At 63.9% G+C, this 22,538-nt stretch carries 19 protein-coding genes; 6 read left to right on the top strand and 13 right to left on the bottom strand.

From position 1 onward, the window contains the following. Positions 1–203: 203 nt before the first annotated feature. The 3 genes from FRZ40_RS09160 to FRZ40_RS09170 are packed head-to-tail and all read right to left on the bottom strand — an operon-like array spanning position 204 to position 3,030. Positions 204–590, bottom strand: a complete 387-nt coding sequence (locus FRZ40_RS09160) for a RidA family protein (protein WP_028364974.1) — start codon at positions 588–590, stop codon at positions 204–206. 55 nt (positions 591–645) lie between these two features. Beyond that, a complete protein-coding gene (locus tag FRZ40_RS09165; RefSeq protein WP_028364975.1) occupies positions 646–2,133 on the bottom strand; it encodes an N-acyl-D-amino-acid deacylase family protein in 1,488 nt (495 codons plus the stop codon). A 3-nt stretch (positions 2,134–2,136) separates the two neighbouring features. Further along, positions 2,137–3,030: a MurR/RpiR family transcriptional regulator gene (locus FRZ40_RS09170; RefSeq protein WP_028364976.1), complete on the bottom strand. Its 894-nt coding sequence runs from the start codon at positions 3,028–3,030 to the stop codon at positions 2,137–2,139. 141 nt (positions 3,031–3,171) lie between these two features. Between FRZ40_RS09170 and FRZ40_RS09175 the strand changes: the two genes are divergently transcribed. Beyond that, positions 3,172–4,449, top strand: coding sequence for an amino acid deaminase (locus tag FRZ40_RS09175; protein WP_028364977.1), 1,278 nt, complete (start codon positions 3,172–3,174; stop codon positions 4,447–4,449). Between the two features lie 71 nt (positions 4,450–4,520). On the opposite strand, the gene FRZ40_RS09180 is transcribed toward FRZ40_RS09175, so the two are convergent. After that, complete coding sequence (locus FRZ40_RS09180) at positions 4,521–4,991, bottom strand: MarR family winged helix-turn-helix transcriptional regulator (protein ID WP_028364978.1); 471 nt, start codon at positions 4,989–4,991, stop codon at positions 4,521–4,523. 30 nt (positions 4,992–5,021) lie between these two features. Next, positions 5,022–6,617 (bottom strand): MFS transporter, encoded by a 1,596-nt coding sequence (locus tag FRZ40_RS09185; RefSeq protein ID WP_147233929.1) that lies wholly within the window; start codon positions 6,615–6,617, stop codon positions 5,022–5,024. 138 nt (positions 6,618–6,755) lie between these two features. Between FRZ40_RS09185 and FRZ40_RS09190 the strand changes: the two genes are divergently transcribed. Beyond that, complete coding sequence (locus FRZ40_RS09190; protein WP_147233930.1) at positions 6,756–7,598, top strand: EcsC family protein; 843 nt, start codon at positions 6,756–6,758, stop codon at positions 7,596–7,598. On the opposite strand, the gene FRZ40_RS09195 is transcribed toward FRZ40_RS09190, so the two are convergent. From FRZ40_RS09195 to FRZ40_RS09230, 8 genes are all read right to left on the bottom strand, one after another. Then, on the bottom strand, positions 7,568–8,518 hold the full coding sequence (locus tag FRZ40_RS09195; RefSeq protein WP_147233931.1) for an alpha/beta hydrolase: 951 nt from the start codon (positions 8,516–8,518) through the stop codon (positions 7,568–7,570). The genes FRZ40_RS09190 and FRZ40_RS09195 overlap by 31 nt on opposite strands. A gap of 169 nt (positions 8,519–8,687) precedes the next feature. After that, the gene (locus tag FRZ40_RS09200) at positions 8,688–9,122 is read right to left on the bottom strand and encodes a CHRD domain-containing protein (protein WP_028364982.1); all 435 of its coding nucleotides are present in this window, start codon (positions 9,120–9,122) and stop codon (positions 8,688–8,690) included. Between the two features lie 172 nt (positions 9,123–9,294). Continuing rightward, the gene (locus FRZ40_RS09205; protein ID WP_147233932.1) at positions 9,295–13,758 is read right to left on the bottom strand and encodes an ATP-binding protein; all 4,464 of its coding nucleotides are present in this window, start codon (positions 13,756–13,758) and stop codon (positions 9,295–9,297) included. 8 nt (positions 13,759–13,766) lie between these two features. Beyond that, positions 13,767–14,510 (bottom strand): aquaporin, encoded by a 744-nt coding sequence (locus FRZ40_RS09210; RefSeq protein WP_147233933.1) that lies wholly within the window; start codon positions 14,508–14,510, stop codon positions 13,767–13,769. Between the two features lie 184 nt (positions 14,511–14,694). Then, the gene (locus FRZ40_RS09215) at positions 14,695–15,336 is read right to left on the bottom strand and encodes a response regulator (protein WP_147233934.1); all 642 of its coding nucleotides are present in this window, start codon (positions 15,334–15,336) and stop codon (positions 14,695–14,697) included. A gap of 84 nt (positions 15,337–15,420) precedes the next feature. Next, positions 15,421–16,131: a response regulator gene (locus tag FRZ40_RS09220; protein WP_028364986.1), complete on the bottom strand. Its 711-nt coding sequence runs from the start codon at positions 16,129–16,131 to the stop codon at positions 15,421–15,423. Positions 16,132–16,241: 110 nt separating this feature from the next. Next, positions 16,242–16,895 carry a response regulator gene (locus tag FRZ40_RS09225; RefSeq protein WP_028364987.1) on the bottom strand — a complete coding sequence of 218 codons (654 nt, stop codon included), beginning with the start codon at positions 16,893–16,895 and terminating at the stop codon, positions 16,242–16,244. A gap of 660 nt (positions 16,896–17,555) precedes the next feature. Beyond that, a complete protein-coding gene (locus tag FRZ40_RS09230; protein WP_240057126.1) occupies positions 17,556–18,860 on the bottom strand; it encodes an MFS transporter in 1,305 nt (434 codons plus the stop codon). A 98-nt stretch (positions 18,861–18,958) separates the two neighbouring features. Here FRZ40_RS09230 and FRZ40_RS09235 point away from each other — a divergent pair, with 98 nt between their 5' ends. The 4 genes from FRZ40_RS09235 to FRZ40_RS09250 all read left to right on the top strand — a co-directional run bounded on the left by FRZ40_RS09235 (position 18,959) and on the right by FRZ40_RS09250 (position 22,537). After that, a complete protein-coding gene (locus FRZ40_RS09235) occupies positions 18,959–19,852 on the top strand; it encodes a LysR family transcriptional regulator (RefSeq protein ID WP_028364989.1) in 894 nt (297 codons plus the stop codon). 375 nt (positions 19,853–20,227) lie between these two features. Then, positions 20,228–20,950, top strand: a complete 723-nt coding sequence (locus FRZ40_RS09240; RefSeq protein WP_028364990.1) for a c-type cytochrome — start codon at positions 20,228–20,230, stop codon at positions 20,948–20,950. 74 nt (positions 20,951–21,024) lie between these two features. Further along, positions 21,025–22,311 carry a c-type cytochrome gene (locus FRZ40_RS09245; protein WP_420873851.1) on the top strand — a complete coding sequence of 429 codons (1,287 nt, stop codon included), beginning with the start codon at positions 21,025–21,027 and terminating at the stop codon, positions 22,309–22,311. 43 nt (positions 22,312–22,354) lie between these two features. Next, positions 22,355–22,537, top strand: coding sequence for a hypothetical protein (locus tag FRZ40_RS09250; protein WP_028364992.1), 183 nt, complete (start codon positions 22,355–22,357; stop codon positions 22,535–22,537). Position 22,538: the final 1 nt, after the last annotated feature.

Below are 22,538 nucleotides of genomic sequence, written 5' to 3' on the forward strand. Positions count from 1 at the left end.
ACGCACCTGGAATAGCGTGTTGCCGTGTGGAGTGCGGGACCCGTGGGGGGCCCGCAGGCAGGAAGAAGGATTGGCGGTGTGAGCGGCTTTCTTTTGCCTACTTTTCTTTGCCGCTGCAAAGAAAAGTAGGTGCCGCCCCGCACAGGGGCAACGCGTGCAGCGCCGATATGAAAACGCGGATGCCAGCGAGCGCGATAAAAACCTTAAGCCGCAGGCTTCTTATAAGCGACGCAGTCAACCTCAACTTTACAGTCGATGACCATCGACGACACAACACATGCCCGCGCAGGCGGATTAGCCCCGAAGTACTCCTTGAAGACCTTATTAAAAGAAGCAAAGTCCCGTGCATCATCGAGCCAGACACCACACCGCACGACATGCTCCGGCCCATACCCTGCTTCGGTCAAAATCGCCATCACGTTCTGAATCGCCTTGTGCGATTGCTCAACGATTCCGCCATTGATCACTTCGCCGTTTTCCATCGGCGTCTGTCCCGACACGAACAGCCAGCCATCCGCTTCGACCGCGCGCGCGAACGGCATCACCTGTCCGCCCGTGCCCTTGCCACCTTCGACGCCATAACGCTTCATCGTTCAACTCCTGTAACGGTAAGCGCGTCCGCAACCCATGCGGACGCAAAATCAGTCAGAAACCTTCAGTCATCTCGGCGCGCGACGCCGGCGTCGCTCCGCGCGCGATGAACCTTCCCGCACGCTCGCCCGTGTGCACCCCATCGCGATACGACAGCACGCCATTTACCCACACCGCGTCGATACCGTCCGCCGCCTGCTGCGGCTTGTCGAACGTCGCCACATCGCGCACACGCGCTGGATCGAACAGCACGAGATCCGCGTGATAGCCGACATGCACCTCGCCGCGTTCCTTCAAGCCGAAACGCCGCGCCGACAGGCTCGTCATCTTGCGGATCGCGTCTTCCAGCGGAATCAGCTTCTGATCGCGCGCATAGTGACCCAGCACGCGCGGAAACGCGCCCCACAGACGCGGATGCGGCAGCGGATCGTTCGGCAGCCCGTCCGAACCGACCATCGTCGCGGGATGCGACAGGATGCGCCGCACGTCCTCTTCGGACATGTTGTGATACACGACGCCCGCGGGTTGCAGACGCTTGCCCGCTTCCTGCTGCGTGACGCCCCACTCGGCGGCGATGTCCTTGATCAGCTTCCCCGCCATCTCGGGATGCGGCGTGGACCATGTCACCGTGATGTCGATATCTCCCGTCACCTGCTTGAGGTCGAGCGTCGACGAACTGCGGTTGTACGGATAGCAGTCGCAGCCGACAGGATGAAACTGCCGCGCGCCTTCAAGCGATGCCAGCACTTCGACGCTGCGCCCCCAGTTCGACGGCCCCGCGCACTTTAGATGCGAAATGATCACGGGCACGCGCGCATGCTTGCCGATGCGATAGGCCTCGTCCATCGCATCGAGAATCGCGTCGAACTCGGTGCGCATGTGCGTCGTGTACAGCGCGCCCGACGCCGCGAGCGGCTCGGCCAGCGCCATCACTTCTTCTGTCGGTGCAGCAAAAGCGGAGCCATACGCGAGCCCTGAACTCAAGCCGAGCGCGCCGTTCGCGAGCGCTTCTTCGAGCTGCGTGCGCATGCCGTCGATTTCCTGTGCCGTCGCCGCCCGGTCCAGCCGGTCCATGTGGTTGTTGCGCAGCGCCGTGTGTCCGATCAGCGCACCCACGTTCACGGAAGGCTTCGCCGCATTCACTGCGTCGACGTACGCAGCGAAGGTCGGATACTGAAACGCGTCGCGCGCGCCGAGCAGATTCATCGGATCGGGTGGATCGCCTTTCAGCGAAACGGGTGACGCACTGATGCCGCAATTTCCGACAATCACCGTCGTCACGCCTTGCGTGATCTTCGGCATCATTTGCGGCGAGCGGATCACGTGCGTGTCGTCGTGCGTGTGCACGTCGATAAAGCCCGGCGCGAGCGCGCGGCCGTTGGCCTCGATCACCTCTTCGGCCAGCCAGTTCGACAGATTGCCGATTGCGGCGATCTTCCCATTGCGCAATGCGACGTCGCGTTCGACGGGCGGCGCGCCCGTGCCGTCGTACAGTTGCGCGCCGACGATCAGCGTATCGGCGGCTTCGGGGTGCGAATGCATGGATCAGTCTCCTAGCGGTTGTCGGTCGCCGCCGCCGCGATGCGCGTCGAGCGCATGCTTCATACGGCGCAGCAGTTCGCGGCTCTCGTCGCCGAGGCTCAAGGCGAGTTCGGTGACGAGCACGTCGAGCGCCATCATCATCGCGTAACGCGACGACGACGGTTTGTAGATGAAGTCGGTTTCGAACGCGACGATGGGGATCACCCAGTCGGCCAGCTTCGCGAGCGGCGACGCGGGCGCCGTCACAGTGATCAGCGTCGCGCCATAACTGCGCGCGATCTTGCAGCTATCCACCATCTCCGGCACGCGGCCCGTCGTCGACAGCGCGATCACCACGGTATCGCGCGAGACCGTCGACGCCACCATGCGCTGCAGCAAACCATCCTGATACGTGGCGACGGGCCGGCCCAGCCGCACGAGACGGAAGCGCATTTCGTCGGCCAGCGCGGTCGAGCCGCCGCCCATGCCGAACACGTAGATCATGCGTGCTTCGCGCAACACGGCCGCCGCCTGCGCGATGGGCGCCTGACACAGCAGCTGATGGTTGTGCGTGAGCGCCGTCTGCAACTCGTCGAACACGCGCGTGGCCAGCGGCTCGGGCGTGTCGTCGTTTGGCGCGCTTGTCTGCAGGAAGCGCTGGCCGACTGCCGCCGCCTGCGCGAGGCGCAGTTTCAGTTCGCGCACGTCGCGGCAACCGACTGCCTTGGCAAAACGCGTGACCGTCGCGACGCTCACTTCGGCCCGCTCGGCCAACGCGCCGATGCTCGCGCGCGACGCGCCCGTCAGGTCGTCGAGAATCAGTGCCGCGACCTTGCGCTCGGCCGAACGCAACTCGGGCGCACATTCGGCAATGCGCGCGACGATGTCGAAAGCAACGGGTTCGGCGGTGGAATTCATGGCTCTCACGCACCACGCGGCACCGGTAACATCGACCGCGGCACCTGTGGTACTAAATAACATTTCATCAACCATCGTACTTTCGGTAACATACGAAAGTCAACTTCGATTCGATTTAACTGGCCGATGGAGCAGGATGACATGAAAGTTACAAACTATCAGGGAGCGACGATCGACCCTTATAGCAAGGGCTTGGGCAACGTGCCGGGCACGAGCATCCAGCTCTCGGACGCAGCGCGTCTCGAATGGAATCTCCTCGACGAAGACGTGAGTCTGCCCGCCGCCGTCCTGTACGCGGACCGTATCGAGCACAACCTGAACTGGATGCAGAAGTTCGTCGCCGAATATGGCGTGAAGCTCGCGCCTCATGGCAAGACCACGATGGCGCCGCAATTGTTCCGCCGCCAGATCGAAACGGGTGCATGGGGCATTACGCTGGCTACCGCGCATCAGGTGCGCGCGGCTTATCACGGCGGTGTGTCGCGCGTGCTGATGGCGAATCAGCTGGTCGGCAAGCGCAACATGCTGATGATCGCGGAACTGCTGAGCGATCCCGACTTCGAGTTCTTCTGTCTCGTCGATTCAGTGGAAGGCGTCGAGCAGCTCGGCAAGTTCTTCGGCTCGGTGAAGAAAGAGTTGCAGGTGCTCGTCGAACTCGGCGTGCCGGGCGGCCGCACGGGTGTGCGCGACGACGCGCAGACGCAAGCCGTGCTCGACGCGATCGCGCGCTATCCGGATTCGCTGAAGCTCGCGGGCATCGAACTGTATGAAGGCGTGTTGAAGGAAGAACAGGAAGTGCGCGACTTCCTGCGCAGCGCGGTGAAACTCACGCTCGAACTGTCGGACAAGGGCCGCTTTGCGCGCACGCCGGCCGTGCTGTCGGGCGCGGGTTCGGCCTGGTACGACGTCGTCGCGGAGGAATTCGCCAAGGCCTCGCGCAAGGACCGCATCGAAATCGTGCTGCGCCCCGGCTGCTATCTGACGCACGACGTCGGCATCTATCGCAAGGCGCAGACGGACATCTTCAAGCGCAACCCCGTCGCGAAGCGCATGGGCGAAGGCCTGTTGCCCGCGTTGCATCTGTGGGCCTACGTGCAGTCCATTCCCGAACCAGACCGCGCGATCATCGGCCTCGGCAAGCGCGATTCGGCGTTCGACGCCGGCTATCCCGAACCCGCGAAGCACTATCGTCCGGGCACGCAGGCGCCGCGCGATATCGCCGGCACGGAAGGCTGGGAGATTTTCGGCATGATGGATCAGCATGCGTATCTGCGGATTCCCGCAGGCGCCGATCTGAAAGTCGGCGACATGATCGCGTTCGACATCTCGCATCCGTGCCTGACGTTCGACAAATGGCGTCAGGTGCTGGTGCTCGATCCGTCGTATCGCGTGACGGAAGTGATCGAAACGTTCTTCTGATTTTTCTTCGATCTCTGCTCGATCAAGGCGGCGCTGCGCGTGAGACTGCAGAGCGCCGCTTTTTCATTTGCTCAACGTCCGGCTTCCGCGGCCTCCGCATCGTTCGATGCAGATGCCGCGACCTCGCCGATGCGCGCTTCCAGCATTGTCAGTGCGCCCGACAGACCTGCCAGCACGTCGTCGGGCAGTGCCGCCATCGTGTCGTGCAGGAACGCATTGCGGTTCGGCAGGCTCGCTTCGATGGCCGCGCGTCCTTCCGCGGTGAGCTTCACGTTCGTGATGCGGTTGTCGCGCTCGTCCATGCTGCGCGCAATCCAGCCCATCGCTTCGAGCGACTTCAGTTGACGCGTCAGCGCACCGGGATCGATACGCAGACGCTCGACCAGCTTCTTCTGCGACGACTCGCCCGCCTGCTCGTGCAGCGCGAGCAGAATGCGCCAGCGCGGCATCGGATGGCCGACGCGGCCCTCGAACGCCGACATGAACGCGCGATACGTGCGGCCAAACTGATGAAGGATAGCGACGCGGTCCTGTTCTTCCATGATCTTTCTTCTAAAGCTTTGAAACGTCCGTCAGTCTACATGGACGACCGGCTCGACCTGCTGGCGCAGCTTGACGGGCGGCACGCGCCGGCTCTGCCAGATCGCAAACAGCGCCACCATCGCGCCGAGCGCGAGGCCAATATGGATCGCGCCCACCAGCGATTCGCGCGCCGATTCCAGCAGCAGCGCGCCATTGTGCCCGGCTCTCGCCAGCTCGCTCAGTAGCGTCTGCTGTGCGTCGCGATTCACGAGAATCTGCGGATCGCCGAGATCGGCAAACCACTGGCTCGCGTGATCGCCGTCGAGCGCGCTGCGCACGCCGCTCGCGTACATATGCGTGACGAGCGTGCCCGTCAGCGCCGTGCCGATCATCCCGCCGATCATGCGCAGCGACTGCAGCAGCGCCGTCGCGATGCCGAGATGCTGGCGGCCCGCCGTCTGCTGCGCGAACACGGTGAGATTGGGCAGCACGAAGCCGAGGCCGAGACCGCCGAGCGTCATGAACAGCATCAGCAGCCAGTGCGGCATCGAGCGCGTCGCGATGACCACGCCGAACGACGCCGCCGCGAACAGCGCGAAGCCGATGAACAGCATCACGTTCGGATTCGGAACGCGCGACACGACGCGCCCGTTCGCGATACTGCCGATCGTGATGAATACGACGAGCGGCGTGATCACGAGCCCCGCCTCGTTCGGCGTCATGCCGAAGCCGCCCTGGAACAGCAACGGCGCGTAGAACAGCAGCGAGAACATCGCGAAGCCGCCGAGCACGGCCAGCACGAACAGTGCGGACAGGCTCTGATTACGGAACATGTCGACGGGAAGAATGGCTTGCGGGAAGCGCTTTTCCCACTGCCACAGTGCGATCGCGCACGCGACGCTCACCACCAGCAAGCCGATGGCCGATGCCGTCACGCCATGCTTCGGCAGCAGTTCGACGAACATCTGCAAGCTGCCGAGCGACAGCGCGATCAGCAATGCGCCCGGCCAGTCGAGCCGCATCTTGCCTTCGTGCACGACATGCCGGAGATGCGGCAGATAGCGCCACACGAAAAGCAGCGACAGCAGTCCGACGGGCAGATTCACATAGAACACCGAGCGCCAGCCGTAGTACTGCGTCAGAAATCCGCCGAGCGACGGGCCCACGGCGTTGGCGATGCCGAACGCGGAACTCATCAGTACCTGCCAGCGCAGGCGGACGACGGAGTCGGGAAAGAGATCGGGAATGCAGGCGAACGCGGTGCCGACCAGCATCCCGCCGCCGATGCCCTGCAGACCGCGCGCGATCACCAGAAACAGCATGTTATTGGCCGCGCCGCAGAGCACGGAAGCCCCCGTGAAGACGATGATCGACGCGATCACGAACGGCTTGCGCCCGTAGTAATCGCCGAGGCGCCCGAAGATCGGCACGGTGATCACGGAGGTCAGCAGATAGGACGTCGCGACCCACGCGTAGAGTTCGAAACCCTTGAGATCCGCGACGATCGTCGGCAGCGCGGTGCCGACTACCGTCTGGTCGAGCGCGACGAGCATCGACACGAACGACACGCCCAGCATCGCCAGCAGCGACTCGCGGAACGGTAAAACTTGCCCACTCGAATGATGGGCGGCGGTATGCACGGCCATTTTTTGATGAAACAACTGTTGACGAGTCAACGATACGGAATCATACCATGCGGGATGGCTCTAAATGTGCGTGCATTCGAACGCAGCCGCTGCCCCGGATGCATCGAAAAACTCAATCTGTCGAAGTCAGGGAGACTCATGGAACCCGTCATGCTCGCCGCCGCGCCGCTTTCCGCCGACGATCTCACGGCACTGCGCCGCGCCAAACACGAACTCGAAAGTCCCGCTTTGACGATGAAGCTCGCCAGCATCGTCGGCGCGCCGATGGAAAAGCTGATCTCGCGGATGCCGTCCATCGCGAGCGACAAGGTCAACGACGCGACGCAGCTCGCGCTGCGCAAATGCCTGCAGATCGCGCTGCGCACGCTAGGCCGACCGATGGGCGGCGCGCCGCTGGGCGTGAGCGACCGGCCAAGCAATCTGCTGCACAAGTTCGCCGTCGCGACGACGGGCGCGGCGGGCGGCGCGTTCGGGCTGTTCGCGCTACCCGTGGAACTGCCCGTGACGACGACGCTGATGTTCCGCTCGATCTGCGATATCGCGCGCAGCGAGGCCGAGGATCTGGCGTCCGTCGACACGCAGCTGCAGTGTCTGACGGTGCTCGGCATGGGCGGCACCTCGAAAGCCGACGACGATGCCGACTACGGCTACTTCATCATGCGCGGCGCGCTGGCCCAGGCGGTGTCGAAGGCCTCGTCGGAAATCGCGACGAAGGGCTTCACGACGCACGGCTCGGCGGCGCTGCTGCGCTTGCTGAACACGATCGCGTCGCGCTTCTCGGTGCAGGTGAGCGAGCAGATTGCCGCGAAATCGATCCCCGCGATCGGCGCCGTGCTCGGCGCGATGGTCAACACGGTGTTCATCGATCACTTCCAGCAGGTCGCGCACGGGCACTTCACGGTGCGCCGGCTCGAACGCCAGTACGGCACGGACGCCGTGCAAGCCGCGTATCAGGCGATCGACGTTTCGCTCGACGGCTGAACGTCTCGCGACTCGCTCGTCACGCGCAGGACGAAGCGCGCGGCGAGATCGAGCGCGCGGCGCGCCTCGGGAATGAACGGTACCCAGAGTTGCCATACATGCGGCATCTTGCGCCAGATCTCGAAGTCGATATCCACGCCTGCCACGCGCGCCTTGTCGGCGACACGGCGAGAATCGTCGAGCAGAACTTCCGTGCTGCTCACCTGCATGAAGAGGGGCGGCAGGCCTTTCAGGTCCGCGTAGAGCGGCGATGCGTAGGGATGCGTTGCGGGTGTATCGCCCAGATACAGCTTCGCGGCCTGCGCGATGGATGGACCATGGAACATGGGATCGACACCGTCGTTGGTTTGCAGCGATGCGCCCGTGGCCGCGAGATCGGTCCACGGTGAAAACAGGACGGCGCCCGCAGGCATCGGCCCGCCGGCATCGCGCAAGGCGACGAGCGTCGCGAGCGCAAGCCCGCCGCCCGCCGAATCGCCCGCGATCACGATCGACCTCGGCTTCGCCCCATCTTCGATCAGACGGCGATACGCGGCGAGTGCATCGTCGAGCGCGGCGGGAAACGGATGTTCGGGCGCGAGCCGGTAGTCGAGCGAAAAGACGCGCGCCCCGCTGCGCGCCGCCAGGCCGAACGACGCCGCTCGATGCGTCTGCGGCGAGCAGAAGTAGTAGCCGCCGCCATGCAGATAGAGAATCGTGGCCGCGTGCCTGCCGTCGGCGCGCGTCAGCCATTCGCCTCGCAGCGGCGCGTCGTGCTCGCCATAACGTTCGTGCAAGGTCCAGCCCGACGGCACGCGCGGCGTATAGGCGCGCTTCGCCGTCATCTTGCGCGCGCGTTCGGCGCTGATGGTCGGGTGTCGTGTCTGCGGATGAAACTGACGGCGCAGAAACCAGCACGCGAGGGCGCTTTGCCAACTCATCGGAGCATTCTCCATCGACGGTCAAGCGCCCATGGTACGTGGCTTTCGCCCCGGCCAGGTCGACGGCGGCTTCTAGCGGACGCGCCTGTCGAGGCCCATCGTTTGAAACGAAAAATGGCCGGAACCGCTGCTGACGGTTCCGGCCATCATGTTGTCCTGCCTGCTTCGTTTAATTCGCCGGCAGCACCTGACCGCGAATCTCGCCCGTCGGGTTTTGCGCGGTGTGAATGTTGAAGTACCACTGGCCTGCCATCAGGTCTGTGACCTGTTGCTCCGTGAGCGTGGCGGAACCCTTCATCGGACTCGCCAACCCGCTCTTGTCGACAGGAACCTGCACCTTCGCGTTCTGGCCGACGGGCGCCGGACCGTGGAAGTGAGCCATCGTCACGGGCCCGGACAGACTTTCGTAAGTGGCCGTCCATTTGAGCGTCTTCGTCGACGTATCGAACGTAGCGTCCAATGCGCCGTGTCCCTTGCTCACGCGCGGGGGCACCTCGCTCGAAGGCTCGAGATCGGCCTTCAGTTCCACGGTGTCCGCCAGCGCAACGCCCGACGCCAGCGCCCACATCACGGCAACCATGCTCAGCTTTCGAATCGCAATCATTGTTCTCTCCGAGTCTTTGCGCGCCGCGCCGGCATCGCTGCATGTGTGATGCCTCGGCCATGCCAGTTCATGCGCCAGCACATACTAGTGCAATTCGACGTACTGCGCGTGACGCATGCGCAGTCACGCAAAGGCTTGCGAAGCGAGCGGAAGCAGGACGGGACGCGCGAACTCAGGCGAGCAGCGCCGCCTGCTCTTCGATGCCGTCGAGCATCGTGTTGCACAGGCGGACAAGCGCGATGCCTTCGCTGCGCAACTTCTCGGGCGGCACGCTCGCCAACTGGCGCCGATAGTGTTCGAGCACGCCGAGCAGCGGCGGATACTGCAACACGCCCACGGCGCCCGCAACGCGATGGTGCCATTGACGCAGGGCCTCGACGTCGGGCTCGTTCAAAAGCGGCGGCAATGCGCGAAGATCGTCGCGCACCGCTGACACGAACGCATCGAGCAACGACTTGACCGTCGATTCGCTGCCCCAGATCTGCGTCAACTGGCTCAGATCGACGGGTACGAACGCGACGCCGTCGGCGCTGTCAGGCTGCGCGAGCTGCGCAGCAACGGCAGCCGCTTCGCCTTGCACCGAAAGCGCGGCAGGCCGGGCACTATCCGCGCCGAACCATCGGCTGAGATACTCGCGCAGCGTGGCGAGGCGTGTCGGTTTGACGAGGCAATCGTCCATGCCCGCTTCGCGGCATGCGTTCAGATCCTCGGGCGCCGTGTTCGCGGTGATGCCGAGTATCGGCAGACTCGCGCCAGTCAGGCGCTCCTTGTCGCGAACTGCGCGCGCCAGTTCGTAACCCGACATTCTCGGCATGTGGCAGTCGGTGATCAGGAAGCCGTATGGCGTCGCATCGAGTGCCTCGAGCGCCTCGGCGCCGTCGTTGACGACGTCGCATGCAAAACCGAGCAGCGCCAGTTGATGACGGATCAGCTCCTGATTGACGGGATGATCTTCGGCCACGAGCACGAGCCGGCCGCAGGCAATCGCGCGCTCGCGATCGGGCGGTGCGGTGACGGCTTCCCTTGCGCCGGGGTGACGCGCAGGCGTCGGCGAAAGGCCCGTCAGCGCGGCGGCGCACGCCGCACCCAGACCGCGCCATGAAATCGGATTGATGCTGACGCGCACGGCGTCGTCGACGATGCGGTAGCCCGTCGGCTTCGGCTTTTCGGTCAGGCTGATGATCTTCGCGCCGGATTGCGCAACCTCGGCGGGCAATGCGACGCCATCGCCGACGAACACCAGGTCTATGTTTTGCACCGCGTTCGCAGCGGGAAACCCCGCCGCGCGCGCGCAACGCAGCTCGAGGCCGAGCGCCGCGCCGAAGTGGACGAGCGCCGTCGCGACGGCCGCATCGGACGTGAACACGATGCCGCGTTTGCCGCGCAATCCGCCTGCCCGGAAATGCTGCATGTCGACGGGCATCAGCAGACGCAACGTCATGCGCGTGCCTTCGCCCGGCGTGCTGAAGAGCGACAGCGTGCCGCCCATCAGCGCGACCAGCTTGCGGCAGATCGTCAGCCCGAGTCCGGTGCCGCCGAAACGCCGTGTGGTCGACGATTCCGCCTGCACGAACGGCTCGAACAGCTGCGCCTGAACGTCGGGCGCGATGCCGATGCCTGTGTCGTCGACGGTGATCTCGACCGTTTGTCCGGACGCGTCCTGCTGCACCAGTTGCACATGAACATCGACCTCGCCTTGCGGCGTGAACTTGATCGCGTTGCCAAGCAGATTGAACAGGATTTGCCGCAAGCGCACGCTGTCGCCTCGCAGCGTCGCTGCAACCTGCGGGTCGATATCGACGCGCACCTTCAGACCTTTCTCATGCGCACGCCCGGCCAACAGGCCAACCGCCGTGTCGACGAGATCGCGCAAGTCGATCGGCTCGGACTCGATGGTCAAGCGTCCCGCCTCGATCTTCGAATAGTCGAGCAGGTCGTCGAGAATCTGCAGCAGCGCGCCCGCCGATTCATGAATCATCCCGAGCATTTCGCCCTGGTCGGCGTCCAGCCGCGTACGCTCGAGCACTTCGACGAGACCCAGCACGCCGTTCATCGGCGTGCGGATTTCGTGGCTCATCATCGCGAGGAAGTCGTCCTTGGCGCGCGACGCGGCTTCGGCGAGATCGCGCGCGTGCGCCAGTTCGTCGGCGCGCAGCCGTTCGATGCTCGCGTCGACCCAATAGCCGCTCCACACCGTCGCGCCGCTCGCCTCGCGGCGCGGCACGAGTTCCGCGCGGACCCAGCGCTGCTCGGCGGGGCAGTCGACACGAAACTCCAGGTGCAGCGGCTCGGACAACTGCGAGGAGCGCTCGAGCGCCGCCACGACACCCGGACGGTCTTCCGCGCAGATGGTGCCGAAGTCGAGCGTGGCGCGGCGCATCAGCACGGCACTGTCGTAGCCCAGCAGCTGTTCGGTATCGCCACCGACATAAGGAAACGTGTACTCGCCATCGAGACCGCGGCGCAATTGGAAAACCACGGCCGGCAACGAACTCGTGACGTCGACGAGACGCCGCTGCGTCTCGCTTGCGAGCATTTCGGCACGACGGATGTCCGTGATATCGACGAGCGTGCCGAGCACGCACAACGGCGAGCCATGGGCGTCGTCGCACACGCACACGCAGAAAAGGCCGTGCCGGCTATCGCCCGCGCGATTCTCGAACTGCAATTCAATCTGCGTAGCAGAACCGCGTTGTAACGCATTGCGCGTCAGCTTTTCGAGACGCAAGCTGTTGTCTTCACCCCATGCGTGCACGTCGGCGCTCGTGCGGCCGATCACCGCTTCACGCCTGAGCCCTGTCGCTTCTTCGTACGCGCGGTTGACGGCGATGTAGCGCCCTTGCAGATCCTTGGCGACGAGCGGATACGGAACCATCTCCATCATCGTCTGCTGGAAGTTCAGTTGCGACTCAAGCTCGCGCTCGGTACGCTCGCGTCGGCCGACTTCGCGCTGCAACAGCATGTAGGCACGCAAGGTCACGAGCAGAATCACGCCGATGCCAATCAGCACGGGCAGCAGGCGCAGCGCAGTCACGCTCCAGCCGCCTCGGGGCCGGGCAGCGCCCGACAGCCATTTCTGGCGGATGCGCTGGTGTTCCGACGCGGGCATCGCCAGCAGCGCGCGGTCGATCAGCCCCGCCAGCGGCGCAAGATCGGCTCGAACCGCGAAGCCGACGGAGTCCGGCTCGCGCACTGTGCCCACGATCTTCAGCACGCCCGCGTATTGCCCCGTCAGCGCGGCATCGACTTCCGCGGCGTTGCCGACGAGCGCGTCGGCGCCGCCCGCCGCCAGAAGTTTCAACGCTGCGTCGAGTCTCGGCACGACGGTCACATGCGCCGACGCGACGCCATACGAAGCGAACGGCACCGCTCCCTTGCTGTGGACGGACACCATGATGCGGCGCGCCGCGAAATCGCTCAGGCTGCGTGCGGCGGGTTCCGCTTCGCGCGCCACGATGACGAGCGGACAGGTTTCGTAGGCGTGGGTGAAAGCCGCCCGGTCCAGGCGGGGATCGTTGCGGTTGGCGGTAGCGAGCAGCGCGATGTCGCCGCGCTCGAAGGCGGCGAGCGTGCCCGGCCAATCCTTTGCCGGCACGCGACGAAACGTGAGGCCGAGCGACCGGCCCAGATAGTCGAGATAGTCGGCGGCAATGCCGGACGGACGGCCGAGTTCGTCGAGCGTGCTGAATGGCGCCCATTCGCTGTCGAAGCCAACGGGCAAGGGCGGCAACGTACGAAGCCACGCCTGCTCGTCGCGGCTCAGCACGAGATTCGACGCGGCCGATGCGGACCGTTCGTCGAAACTGCCGCCTAGCCAGCGTGCCCGGATCGCGGCTTCGTCATCGGGCTGAAGCGTAGCAACGCCGCGGTCGAGCTTGTCGCGTAGATCGCTTCGCGCGACTGGCACGGCGAAGCGCATTTCGCTGACCTGCCCTGTTTCCTCGAACGCAATGCCCAACCGGCTGAATTCCGGATCGGCCAGGTAGTGACGCACTGCCGGCGTGAAGCCGAAGTACACATCGTCCTGGCCCTGGCTGATCGCCCTCAATGCGGCGCGTGTGTCGTCGAAGGCATCGAACCGGGCATGCGGAAAACGCTCGCGCAGCATGGCGTCGAGCGCAAACCCGCGCTCGACGGCGACACGCGCGTCTTGCACCTGTGTCTGACCTGACAACGACGCAGCCTTGCCCGTCAGCGTGACCGCTGAGGTCGATCCGCGGAAATACGGCGCCGAAAACGACAGGCAGTGCTCGCGTTCCGGCGTGCGCGCGATGCTCGTCACCACGTCGACCCGATTCGCGCAGACGGCCGCCAGCAACTGCTTCATGTCGGGAAAGGTCTGCGTCGTGATTTCGACGTCGGTGCCGACGATTGCACGCAGATAATCGACGCTCAGGCCGGCGTACTTGCCGTCCTGAAACATCTCGAACGGCGGCCAGCCGCTCGCGAGCACGCCGACCGTGAGCCTGGCCGGGAACCCGGACGGATGTTCGCCGAGTGCGGCTTGCGCGGTTTGACCACCGAGCAATATCAACAACAGGGCAAAGCCGACTGACAGTGCCCGGCGTACACGGGTCCACCCGGTGCGATGTGTCGGATAGTGATGAAATCGGGACCGGACGGATGAGCAGTACATGCGCGCGCTCACGCCGACTCGCCGCGACGGTCTGCGCGGCGCCGCGCAAAAATATCGCGCGGCTCGCCGAAAACGCGCGAATGCAGCAGACCGGCGAGCATGCCGCCTGCGAGCGGAGCCGCCCAGAAAAGCCACAGCTGGTCGAGCGCCCAGTCGCCGACGAACAGCGCCGGACCAGTCGAGCGCGCGGGGTTCAGCGAAGCATTGGTGACAGGCGTCGCGACAACATAGCTCAGCATCAGCCACAAGCCCACGACGAGCGGTCCGACCAGATTCGCCCAGCGGCCCTTCGATACCAGCATGCGTGCCAGCACGAACGCAAACGACATGGTGATTTCGACGGCCAGCGCCGAATGCAGCGAATAGTCGGCGGGAGAATGATCGCCGTACCCGGTCGCGCCGAACTCGCTCGCTGCAAGCTCGAAACCGGGACGTCCACTGGCGATGTACATGAGCAGCGCGGCGCCCGCCGCCGCGCCGAGTACCTGCGCGGCAATATAGGGCGCGAGGTCACGTACGGGAAAGCGTTGCGCCGTCACGAAAGCGACGGTGACGGCGGGATTGAAATGCGCGCCCGAAAAGCGTCCGAGCACGTAAGTCGCCGTAGCGAGCGCCAGGCCGAATGCGAGCGGCACGGCCATGACGCTGCAGCCTTGCGCGCCCGTGTTCAGCGCGGCTGTGCCGCACCCGATGAACACGAGCCACGCCGTCCCGGCGCCTTCCACGATCAATCGCTTCCCCAGCCCTGACATGCATCCTCCGGAAATTGCCCCGCGCCGACGATCTGTTGAGACGGATCCGTACGGCAGCGCCCGGTCGCAATTGTTTTGCATAGCGAAACAATGACGAGGCGCTAGATTCCGCGATCCGCGAGTCCAACCGAAGATTGTTGATTTCGCGAACAGGCCGGAGAATCGGATAACTCCGAAAATGCGATCAGGTGAGGCCGATCTGGCAGGCGTAGTCGATCACGTCGGCTTCCGTTTCGAGTCCGAGCTTGCGCATCGCATTACGCTTCTGCGTGCTGATCGTCTTCGCACTGCGGTTGAGCCGGACGGCGATCTGGCTGATCGTCATTCCGCTCACGTACATCGTGAAGACTTTCCATTCGCCAGCGCTCATCACACCCGCCCGCGGCTGCGCGGCGCCCGCCCGGGCGATCGAAGCGCGCGCGTGGTCGGACAGATAACCCTGGCCGGTCAGCACCGCATCGATCGCGTGAACCAGCGAAGCGGTCATGTCGCGCTTGTCGACGATTGCGGCAACGCCATGCTGCAGCAAGCCCATCAGGATGGACGGTTGATGGATCATCGTGAGGACCACGACGGGCAAATGAGGCGCGTGATGCAACAGACGCCTCAGGAACTGGATGGCATTGCTCTCGCCGTCGATGCCCGGCATGCCGATGTCCGTCACGACGACGTCGCACGCGCAGGAGTCGAGTAATTCGGCCAGTGCCTGCGTGCTGTCCGCCTCGCCGGCCACAGACACATGGCCTATCTGCTCCAGCAAATATCTGATGCCTGCGCGTACGCACGCGTGATCGTCGGCGACGATGACGCGAATCTTGTTTTCCATCTTGTTCTGTACTTGTTGATGGACCGTCGCCGTACAGCGTCCCCTCGAGGACGGTCGCTTCACTACGTCCGCAGTTCCGCTGCGTCAGCCTCGCACGCCCGTCCTGACTGCCGTAATGGGTTGATCGTCGGCGACCAGACCATGTTCGACGGCAAACCGGAACAGATCGGCATCGCTTTGCAGCGACAGCTTGCGCATTGCCGTGCACTTCTGCGCGCTGATCGTCTTGACGCTGCGGCCCAGCCTCTGTGCGATTTCGGTCACGCCACGTCCAGTCGCATAGTGGGTCAGCACTTCGAGTTCACGCCGCGAAAGCACCTGCCTCACATAGTCGACGCGACGCGACAAGGTGGCGTCGGCGAGCAAGGCGCGAATGGCGGGACCAACGTAGCATTCGCGCGCCAACGCAGTGATGATCGCCACATGTATCAGATCGATGCGGTCGCGTTTGCTCACCACAGCGCCCACGCCGAGCGCAATCACCTTCTGCACCGCGTCAGCCGAAGTTTCCATCGTCAGCACGACGACGACGACATCAGGGTGACGCTCCTTGAACTGCCGCACCATTTCGACGCCGTCACCATGCACGCCGCCCGGCATGTAGAGATCCATCACGACAAGTTCACACTTGACACGCTGTGCCTCGGCGAACAACTCGGATGAGTCCGTTGCCTTGCCGACGATCTCAATGTTGGGAAAGCCCGACATCAGATTTTCCATCGCCAGCAGGACGAGCGGGTGATCGTCGGCGATGATGGTACGGATTGGCGGTGTCACGTCCTTCCTGATATTCACGCGTGGTCTCTCCCTGTGCCCTGTAACCTGGTATAGATCCGGCGATCCCTCAGCCGGCTGAGAATCAGACATCCACCCTTCCGTAGACATAAGATTTCTCCGAATTTTTATTAGTGATCCCGAATAACTTCCGGCGCAAGACCATACGCACGCACGAACGCGAACAGACCGGGATCGTTGCTGACGCCCAGCTTCGCCATTGCGTCACGCTTCTGACGGCTAACCGTTCGAACGTCCCGCCCCAGGTCGCGGGCGATCTCGGAGATGGACTTGCCGCGCACGAACATGCGGATCACCTCGGACTGGCGCGGTGAAAGATGACGCATGGGCGACATGCCCAGCGGTTCGCCGCTCGCCTCGGCGAGCGTCTGAAGAATCGACCGGCTAACGTAGGAGCGCCCTGTGCCCGCCGCCCGTATGGCCGCGGCCAGTTCGTCCATCGATTCGCTCTTGTTGAGCATGCCGATCACCCCGTCAGACATGATGGACCGGAGAATGGCCGCGTTGGTCAGGCTGGTCAGCACGACGATACGGACGTCGGGCCAGCCGCTTCGTATGCGACGGATGAGCCGGAGCCCGTCGTCGGCATAGCCCGACGCATCCGGCATGGTCAGATCTGTGACCAGCACGTCGCATGACGCCTGCTCCATCAGTTGGACGAGTGAAGAAGGGCTCGTCGCCTCGCCGACGACTGTGAATCCTCCATGCGCGATCAGCGTGGCCCGGATACCGAGCAGGACAAACGGGTGATCGTCTGCCAGCATGATTCGAAGGTTCAAAGTTGCCGCCTGGTTATTGGTTTGTGTTTGTCAATGCCGAAACGTCCATTTCGACGCGACGTCAAAACTGGCCCGCTTTAAGACACCGCTCACGACATATAACGGATTGTGTTCCGACAAACCAAATCTAAACATCTACGGCAAAAACGGAATATCAGAGAGTTCCGAATCAATGGCTGATTCAAAGACAATTTAGAAAATTCGTTGAGGTATTACCGATTTTCAACCGCCTCAATGAGACGGGCTTATTTATTTTCATCACGTAATTTCCGAAATTTCCAGATGTGCGTTAGGAAGTGGCAGCGCGGCAAGCTTCAGAGCAAAGAGAGATGGAGGCTCACGGCGTAATTCTCGTAAAGCGCAGGCAGCGCACATTGGATTCCGCATAGGAATTAGACACATCGCGCATTTTTTATCGCGCAATATACGCTTAAAAGAGGAACAGGCTTATAAAAATAAATTTTGCGAATCAGTATTTAAAATAAATCTGACCGTTATGCCAGAAAAATCAGACGGATCACATCAAATCCGCTCCACAGAAAACTTCCGATTTCCTTTAAATGAAAAAGCGGCCCGAAAATGAGAAAGGGCGCTCAGCCACTGGCCGAGCGCCCAAAAGGCGCATCAAGATCGAGTCCCGTCGGATCACGCGCGCACGCGTGCTCCATACCGCGCCGCACGCAGCGGTCGCGGGAAAACGGGCAGCGCGAGCAGTGCGCAAAGGCACGCGATAGCCCACACCAGGGGCCACGAAGTTGCCGCAAGCAACGGCGGAATGACGAGCGGCGTGATGAACAAGGTCAAGAAGGCGCAGGTGTTGCCCATCGCGAGCGCGGTGCCCGCGCGGCGCGTCCCCGCGAGCGTCGCGAGCTCGGTGTACGCGACGCCGTGCCATGCGGACGCACTGACGCCGCCGAGCACGACCAGCGCCGCGAGCAAAGCCGTCATAGCGCCCGTCGCGCCGCCCGCCCCCGCCCCCGCCGCGGCCAGCGCGAGCGTCGCGAACAGCAGCGCCGTCAGCACGCTGCACACGCGCATGTACTGGCGCCGGTTACCGTGCCGGTCCGTCCAGCGTCCGCTCCAGACACGCGCGACAGCCGCGCCCGTCTGCACGGCCGCCATCGTCGCGCTGATCCCGACCACGCCCACATGCCCGAAGTCGTGCAGAAACACGGTCGCAAACGTGACGACCGCGAGCTGCGGCACACACAGCACACCGATGCCCAGTGCAACGCGCCACACGGAGATATCGCGCAGCGGCGTGACGGAATTGTCGGACGCGGCGTGCCGGGCGGCCCCGCTGGAGGCAACGGAAGCCGTCGACTCAGGCGGCTCATGCAGCCAGCGCCACGCGAACCAGGCCGTCACGGCGCACAGCGCGGCAAGCACGCCATACACCGACGCGAAACCGAAGTGCGCGGCAAGCGCGGGCAGCGTCAGCGCGCCGAGTCCGCCGCCCGCGGGCACGGCCGTCTGCCGGATGCTCATCGCAAGGCCGCGTTCGCCTTCGCGAAACCATGCCATCACGGCGCGCCCGCTCGACCCGTTCACGCTGCCGCCAAGCAGCCCGACCGTTAGCAGTCCAAGCGCGAGCGGCACGATGCCGGGCACGTCGGCGCCGTGCGGCACGACGAAGCCCGCCATCGCGGCCAGCGCGGCCGCCGTCGTCAGCAGCCCAAGCAGCAGCACGCGCCGGTCACCCCAGCGGTCGGTGAGCAGTCCCCACGGCAACTCGCTCACGGCAATGCCGAGCCCGAGCATGCCGAGCACGAGACCCAGTCCGCCGTTGTCGATGTGATAGTCGTTGCGCAGAAAAATCGCCGTCGTCGGAATGCCGGAAAACGCCGCCGCGAAGCTTGCGTTCGCTGCAAAGCCCACGCCCAGCACTTTCCAGCGGTGACGGGCGCTCAATCCGCCCGATGTTCCCAATACCTGAAAACCCTGTCCCACGATGACCTCCGGATAACTCGGTTGGCACTCATCGTAGGGTTGCGCGGTCAATCGGAAAAGCGGGAAAATAAGATGCGATCTATCGGAGAATCCGAAACATGAACCAGCGTGCATTCGACCTCGCGCAACTGCGCACCTTCGTTGCCGTCGCGGAAGCGGGCAGCGTGTCGGCGGGTGCCGATCGCGTGTTCCTGTCGCAGTCCTCGGCGAGCGAGCAATTGAAGAAGCTCGAAGAGCGCGCCGGCCAGCCGCTGTTCCTGCGCGGCAAGCTGGGCGTCACCGCGACGCCCGCGGGCGTGAAGCTGCTCGATCACGCACGTCGCATCCTCGCGATGAGCGAAGCGGCATTCGAAGACCTGCAAGGCCGTGCGCTCGACGGCGAGTTGCGTATCGCGATCACCGACTACTACCGTCCGCACGATGTTGCACGCGTGCTGAAGATGTTCTCCGAGCAGCATCCGCGGCTGCGTCTGCATGTGACCGTGCTGCCCAGCGCGGTGATCGACAGCGGCCTGGAGGACGACGGAACATTCGATATCGGCCTGTCGTTGCGCATCGTCGCGCCTGGCACGAAGCGCGCCGCGCCGGCCCGCCCGCACGCGGCGAGCACCGTCGTGCGACGCGAGAAGCTGGTGTGGGCGATGTCCGCCGATGCCGATCCGCGCCACATCGCGATGCCGTTTCATCTCGTGCTGTTGCCGTCGACCTGTCAGCTGCAACGTTTCGTCGTCCGGTTGCTCGACGAAAGCAAGGTCCCTTATCTCGTGTCGCATTCGGCATCGGGCATGGCCGGTCTTCAGCTGGCGTTGAAGGCCGGGCTCGGCATCTCATGTCTGAACGAATCGTCGATCGGTTCGGGCATGGTGCCGTGTCCGCCTGCAATCAGCCTGCCGCAGTTACCGGCCGTCGAGTTCCATCTGCTGCCCGGACGGCCCGGCGAAAGTGAGCACGTCACGAATGCGCGCGAAGCGTTCATGCGTCTGCTCGCCTGACGCGGGAGGTCTGCGAGTATGCCCGATTGACGCGACAACGTCTGCACGCGCTTTTTGGCATTCGTTGAAACGTCGCCGATTGCCACCTATGATGATTGCAATGCCTACGTCATCCTGATGACCTAACGTAAAAAGCGATCGCGGGATCGACGAGGCGCGAGGAGTGCCCCGCACAGATGTCGCACCCTCTTCTGCATGCTCGAGCCGGGTTGCTTACACTGGCGGCGCCGCGCATGTAGGAGCATCGGTCATTCGCATGTCCTGGGTCGCTTAGGCGGCCGCGGTAGAGAAGCAAGAGTGAAGAGCGCCACGCGACTCTTCCTCGGGGTATTACACAACGAAATTTAGAAACCCTATTTCCCTACGAGGCCAGTCGTGCATCGCAGAACCATCGGCTCTTCGATCCTGTTGCTGTTATGCGCTCTTTGCACTGTGTATGCGAGGCCATCGTTTGCCGCGTCGAATGACGCGCCCGCGCCATCGGCGATGGACGAGAAAATGCACGCGTGCACCACCTGTCATGGCGTGCAGGGCCAGGGGCGCAACAACGACTATTTCCCGCGCATCGCAGGCAAGCCCGCCGAGTATCTGTTCAACCAGTTGCAATCCTTCCGCGACGGCGGCCGCACCTATCCGCCGATGGGCTATCTGCTCGCGTTTCTGCCCGACGACTATCTGCGCAAGATCAGCCGGTATTTCGCCGACATGCAGCCGCCCTATCCGAATCCCGATACGAACCCGCTGCCTCAGGCAACGCTCGATTACGGCAAGCAGCTCGTCGTGCAAGGCGATGCGAAGCGCGGCATTCCCGCCTGCGTCGCGTGTCACGGCGAGCGGCTGACGGGCCAGCAGCCGGGCATTCCCGGGCTGCTCGGTCTGCATGCAAGCTATATCGCCGGACAGATGGGCACGTGGCGCGCGGGCACGCGTCATGCGCTCGCGCCGGACTGCATGCATGGCATCGCCGTCAAACTCAACGACAAGGACATCACGGCCGTCTCGAGCTGGCTCGCGCGCCAGCCGCGTCCCGCCGATCCGCGGCCCGTGCCGCGATTGCCCGGCAAGCTGCCGCTCGCATGTGGGAGCCAACCGGAATGAAGACTCTCTCCTTTAGCTCCATTGCATCAGGTTTGATCTCGATCAATTCCGTGCCGATTAATATTGTGACGCGCATGCAACACGTCGTGCGTCTGACGCGCCGTGTCACGCTGCCGCTTGCAACGGGCGTCGCGTTCGCGCTCGCCGCCGTCGCCAATGCGGATGCAGCCGACACCGCCTCACCTGCCGGCGCGGGCACACGATCCGAACAGGTCGTGCGCGGCGAGTATCTGGCGCGCGCGGGCGATTGCGTCGCATGCCACACCGCGCCGCGCGGCAAGACCTTCGGCGGCGGCCTCGCGATGGAGACGCCGTTCGGCACGCTGTACACGCCGAACATCAGCCCCGACAACGAGTACGGCATCGGCAGATGGACGGCCGACGATTTCTTCAAGATGATGCGCACGGGCAAGAGCCCGGACGGCAAGCTGATCTATCCCGCAATGCCGATCGCGGCCTACACGAAGGTCACGCGCGAAGACTCCGACGCGATCTTCGCGTATCTGAAGTCGGTGGAAGCCGTGCATCAGCCCAACCGCACGCACGAGCTGCGCTTCCCGTTCAACCAGCGTGAGCTGCTGGTCGGCTGGCGCTCGCTGTATTTCCGCGAAGGCGAGTTCCAGCCGAATCCGAGCCGCTCGGTCGAATGGAATCGCGGCGCGTATCTGGTCGAAGGACTCGGCCATTGCTCGATGTGCCATACGAAGATCAACCTGCTCGGCGGCTCGTCGAAGAGTGAGCAGTTCGCGGGCGGCCTGATTCCCGTGCAGAACTGGTACGCGCCGTCGCTCACGTCCGACAAGGACGGCGGTCTCGGCGACTGGAGCATCAAGGACATCGTCGATCTGCTGCAGGCGGGCATTTCGGATCGCGGCGCGGTGTACGGTCCGATGGCCGAGGTCACGTATCACAGCCTGCAATACATGACCGACGACGACGTGAAAGCGATGGCCGTCTATCTGAAGACGCTGCCCGACAACGATCCCGGCCGCAAGACGGGCCCGTCGGCGACCGTGAAGCCCGCCGTGTTCGAAACCGGCCAGCGCATCTACATGCAGAAGTGCGCGACCTGTCACGGCGAGCACGGCGAAGGCAAGCTGCAGCACTACCCGCCCCTCGCGCGCAACCAGTCGATCGAAATGGACTCGGCCGTCAATCCGATCCGCATCGTGCTGAACGGCGGCTTTCCGCCGGGCACGCGGCGCAATCCCGAACCGTACGGCATGCCGCCGTTCGCGCAGGAGCTGAACGACGCCGACGCGGCTGCTGTCGTCACGTATATCCGCACGGCGTGGGGCAACCACGGCAAGCCTGTAACGGCAAAGCAGGTCAACGAACTGCGCAAGGCGCCGCTGCGTTAGCCCACATCACTCGCATAAAACCCCTGTCTTCGGAGATCTGTAGATGGACCCTGGCAATCACTCCGGCGACCACGACGGCAACGCTTCGGATGCCGAAGTCGAACGCATCGTCGCACAAGGCCCGCACGGCGCGATCGCGGTCGCGGGCGTGGCGGCCGTGGTCGTGCTGGCGATCTGGATCGGCTTCTACTTTCTCGTGTTTCTGCCGCGTGGCGTCATTCACTGAT

Source organism: Paraburkholderia azotifigens (assembly GCF_007995085.1).
Lineage (GTDB): Bacteria > Pseudomonadota > Gammaproteobacteria > Burkholderiales > Burkholderiaceae > Paraburkholderia > Paraburkholderia azotifigens.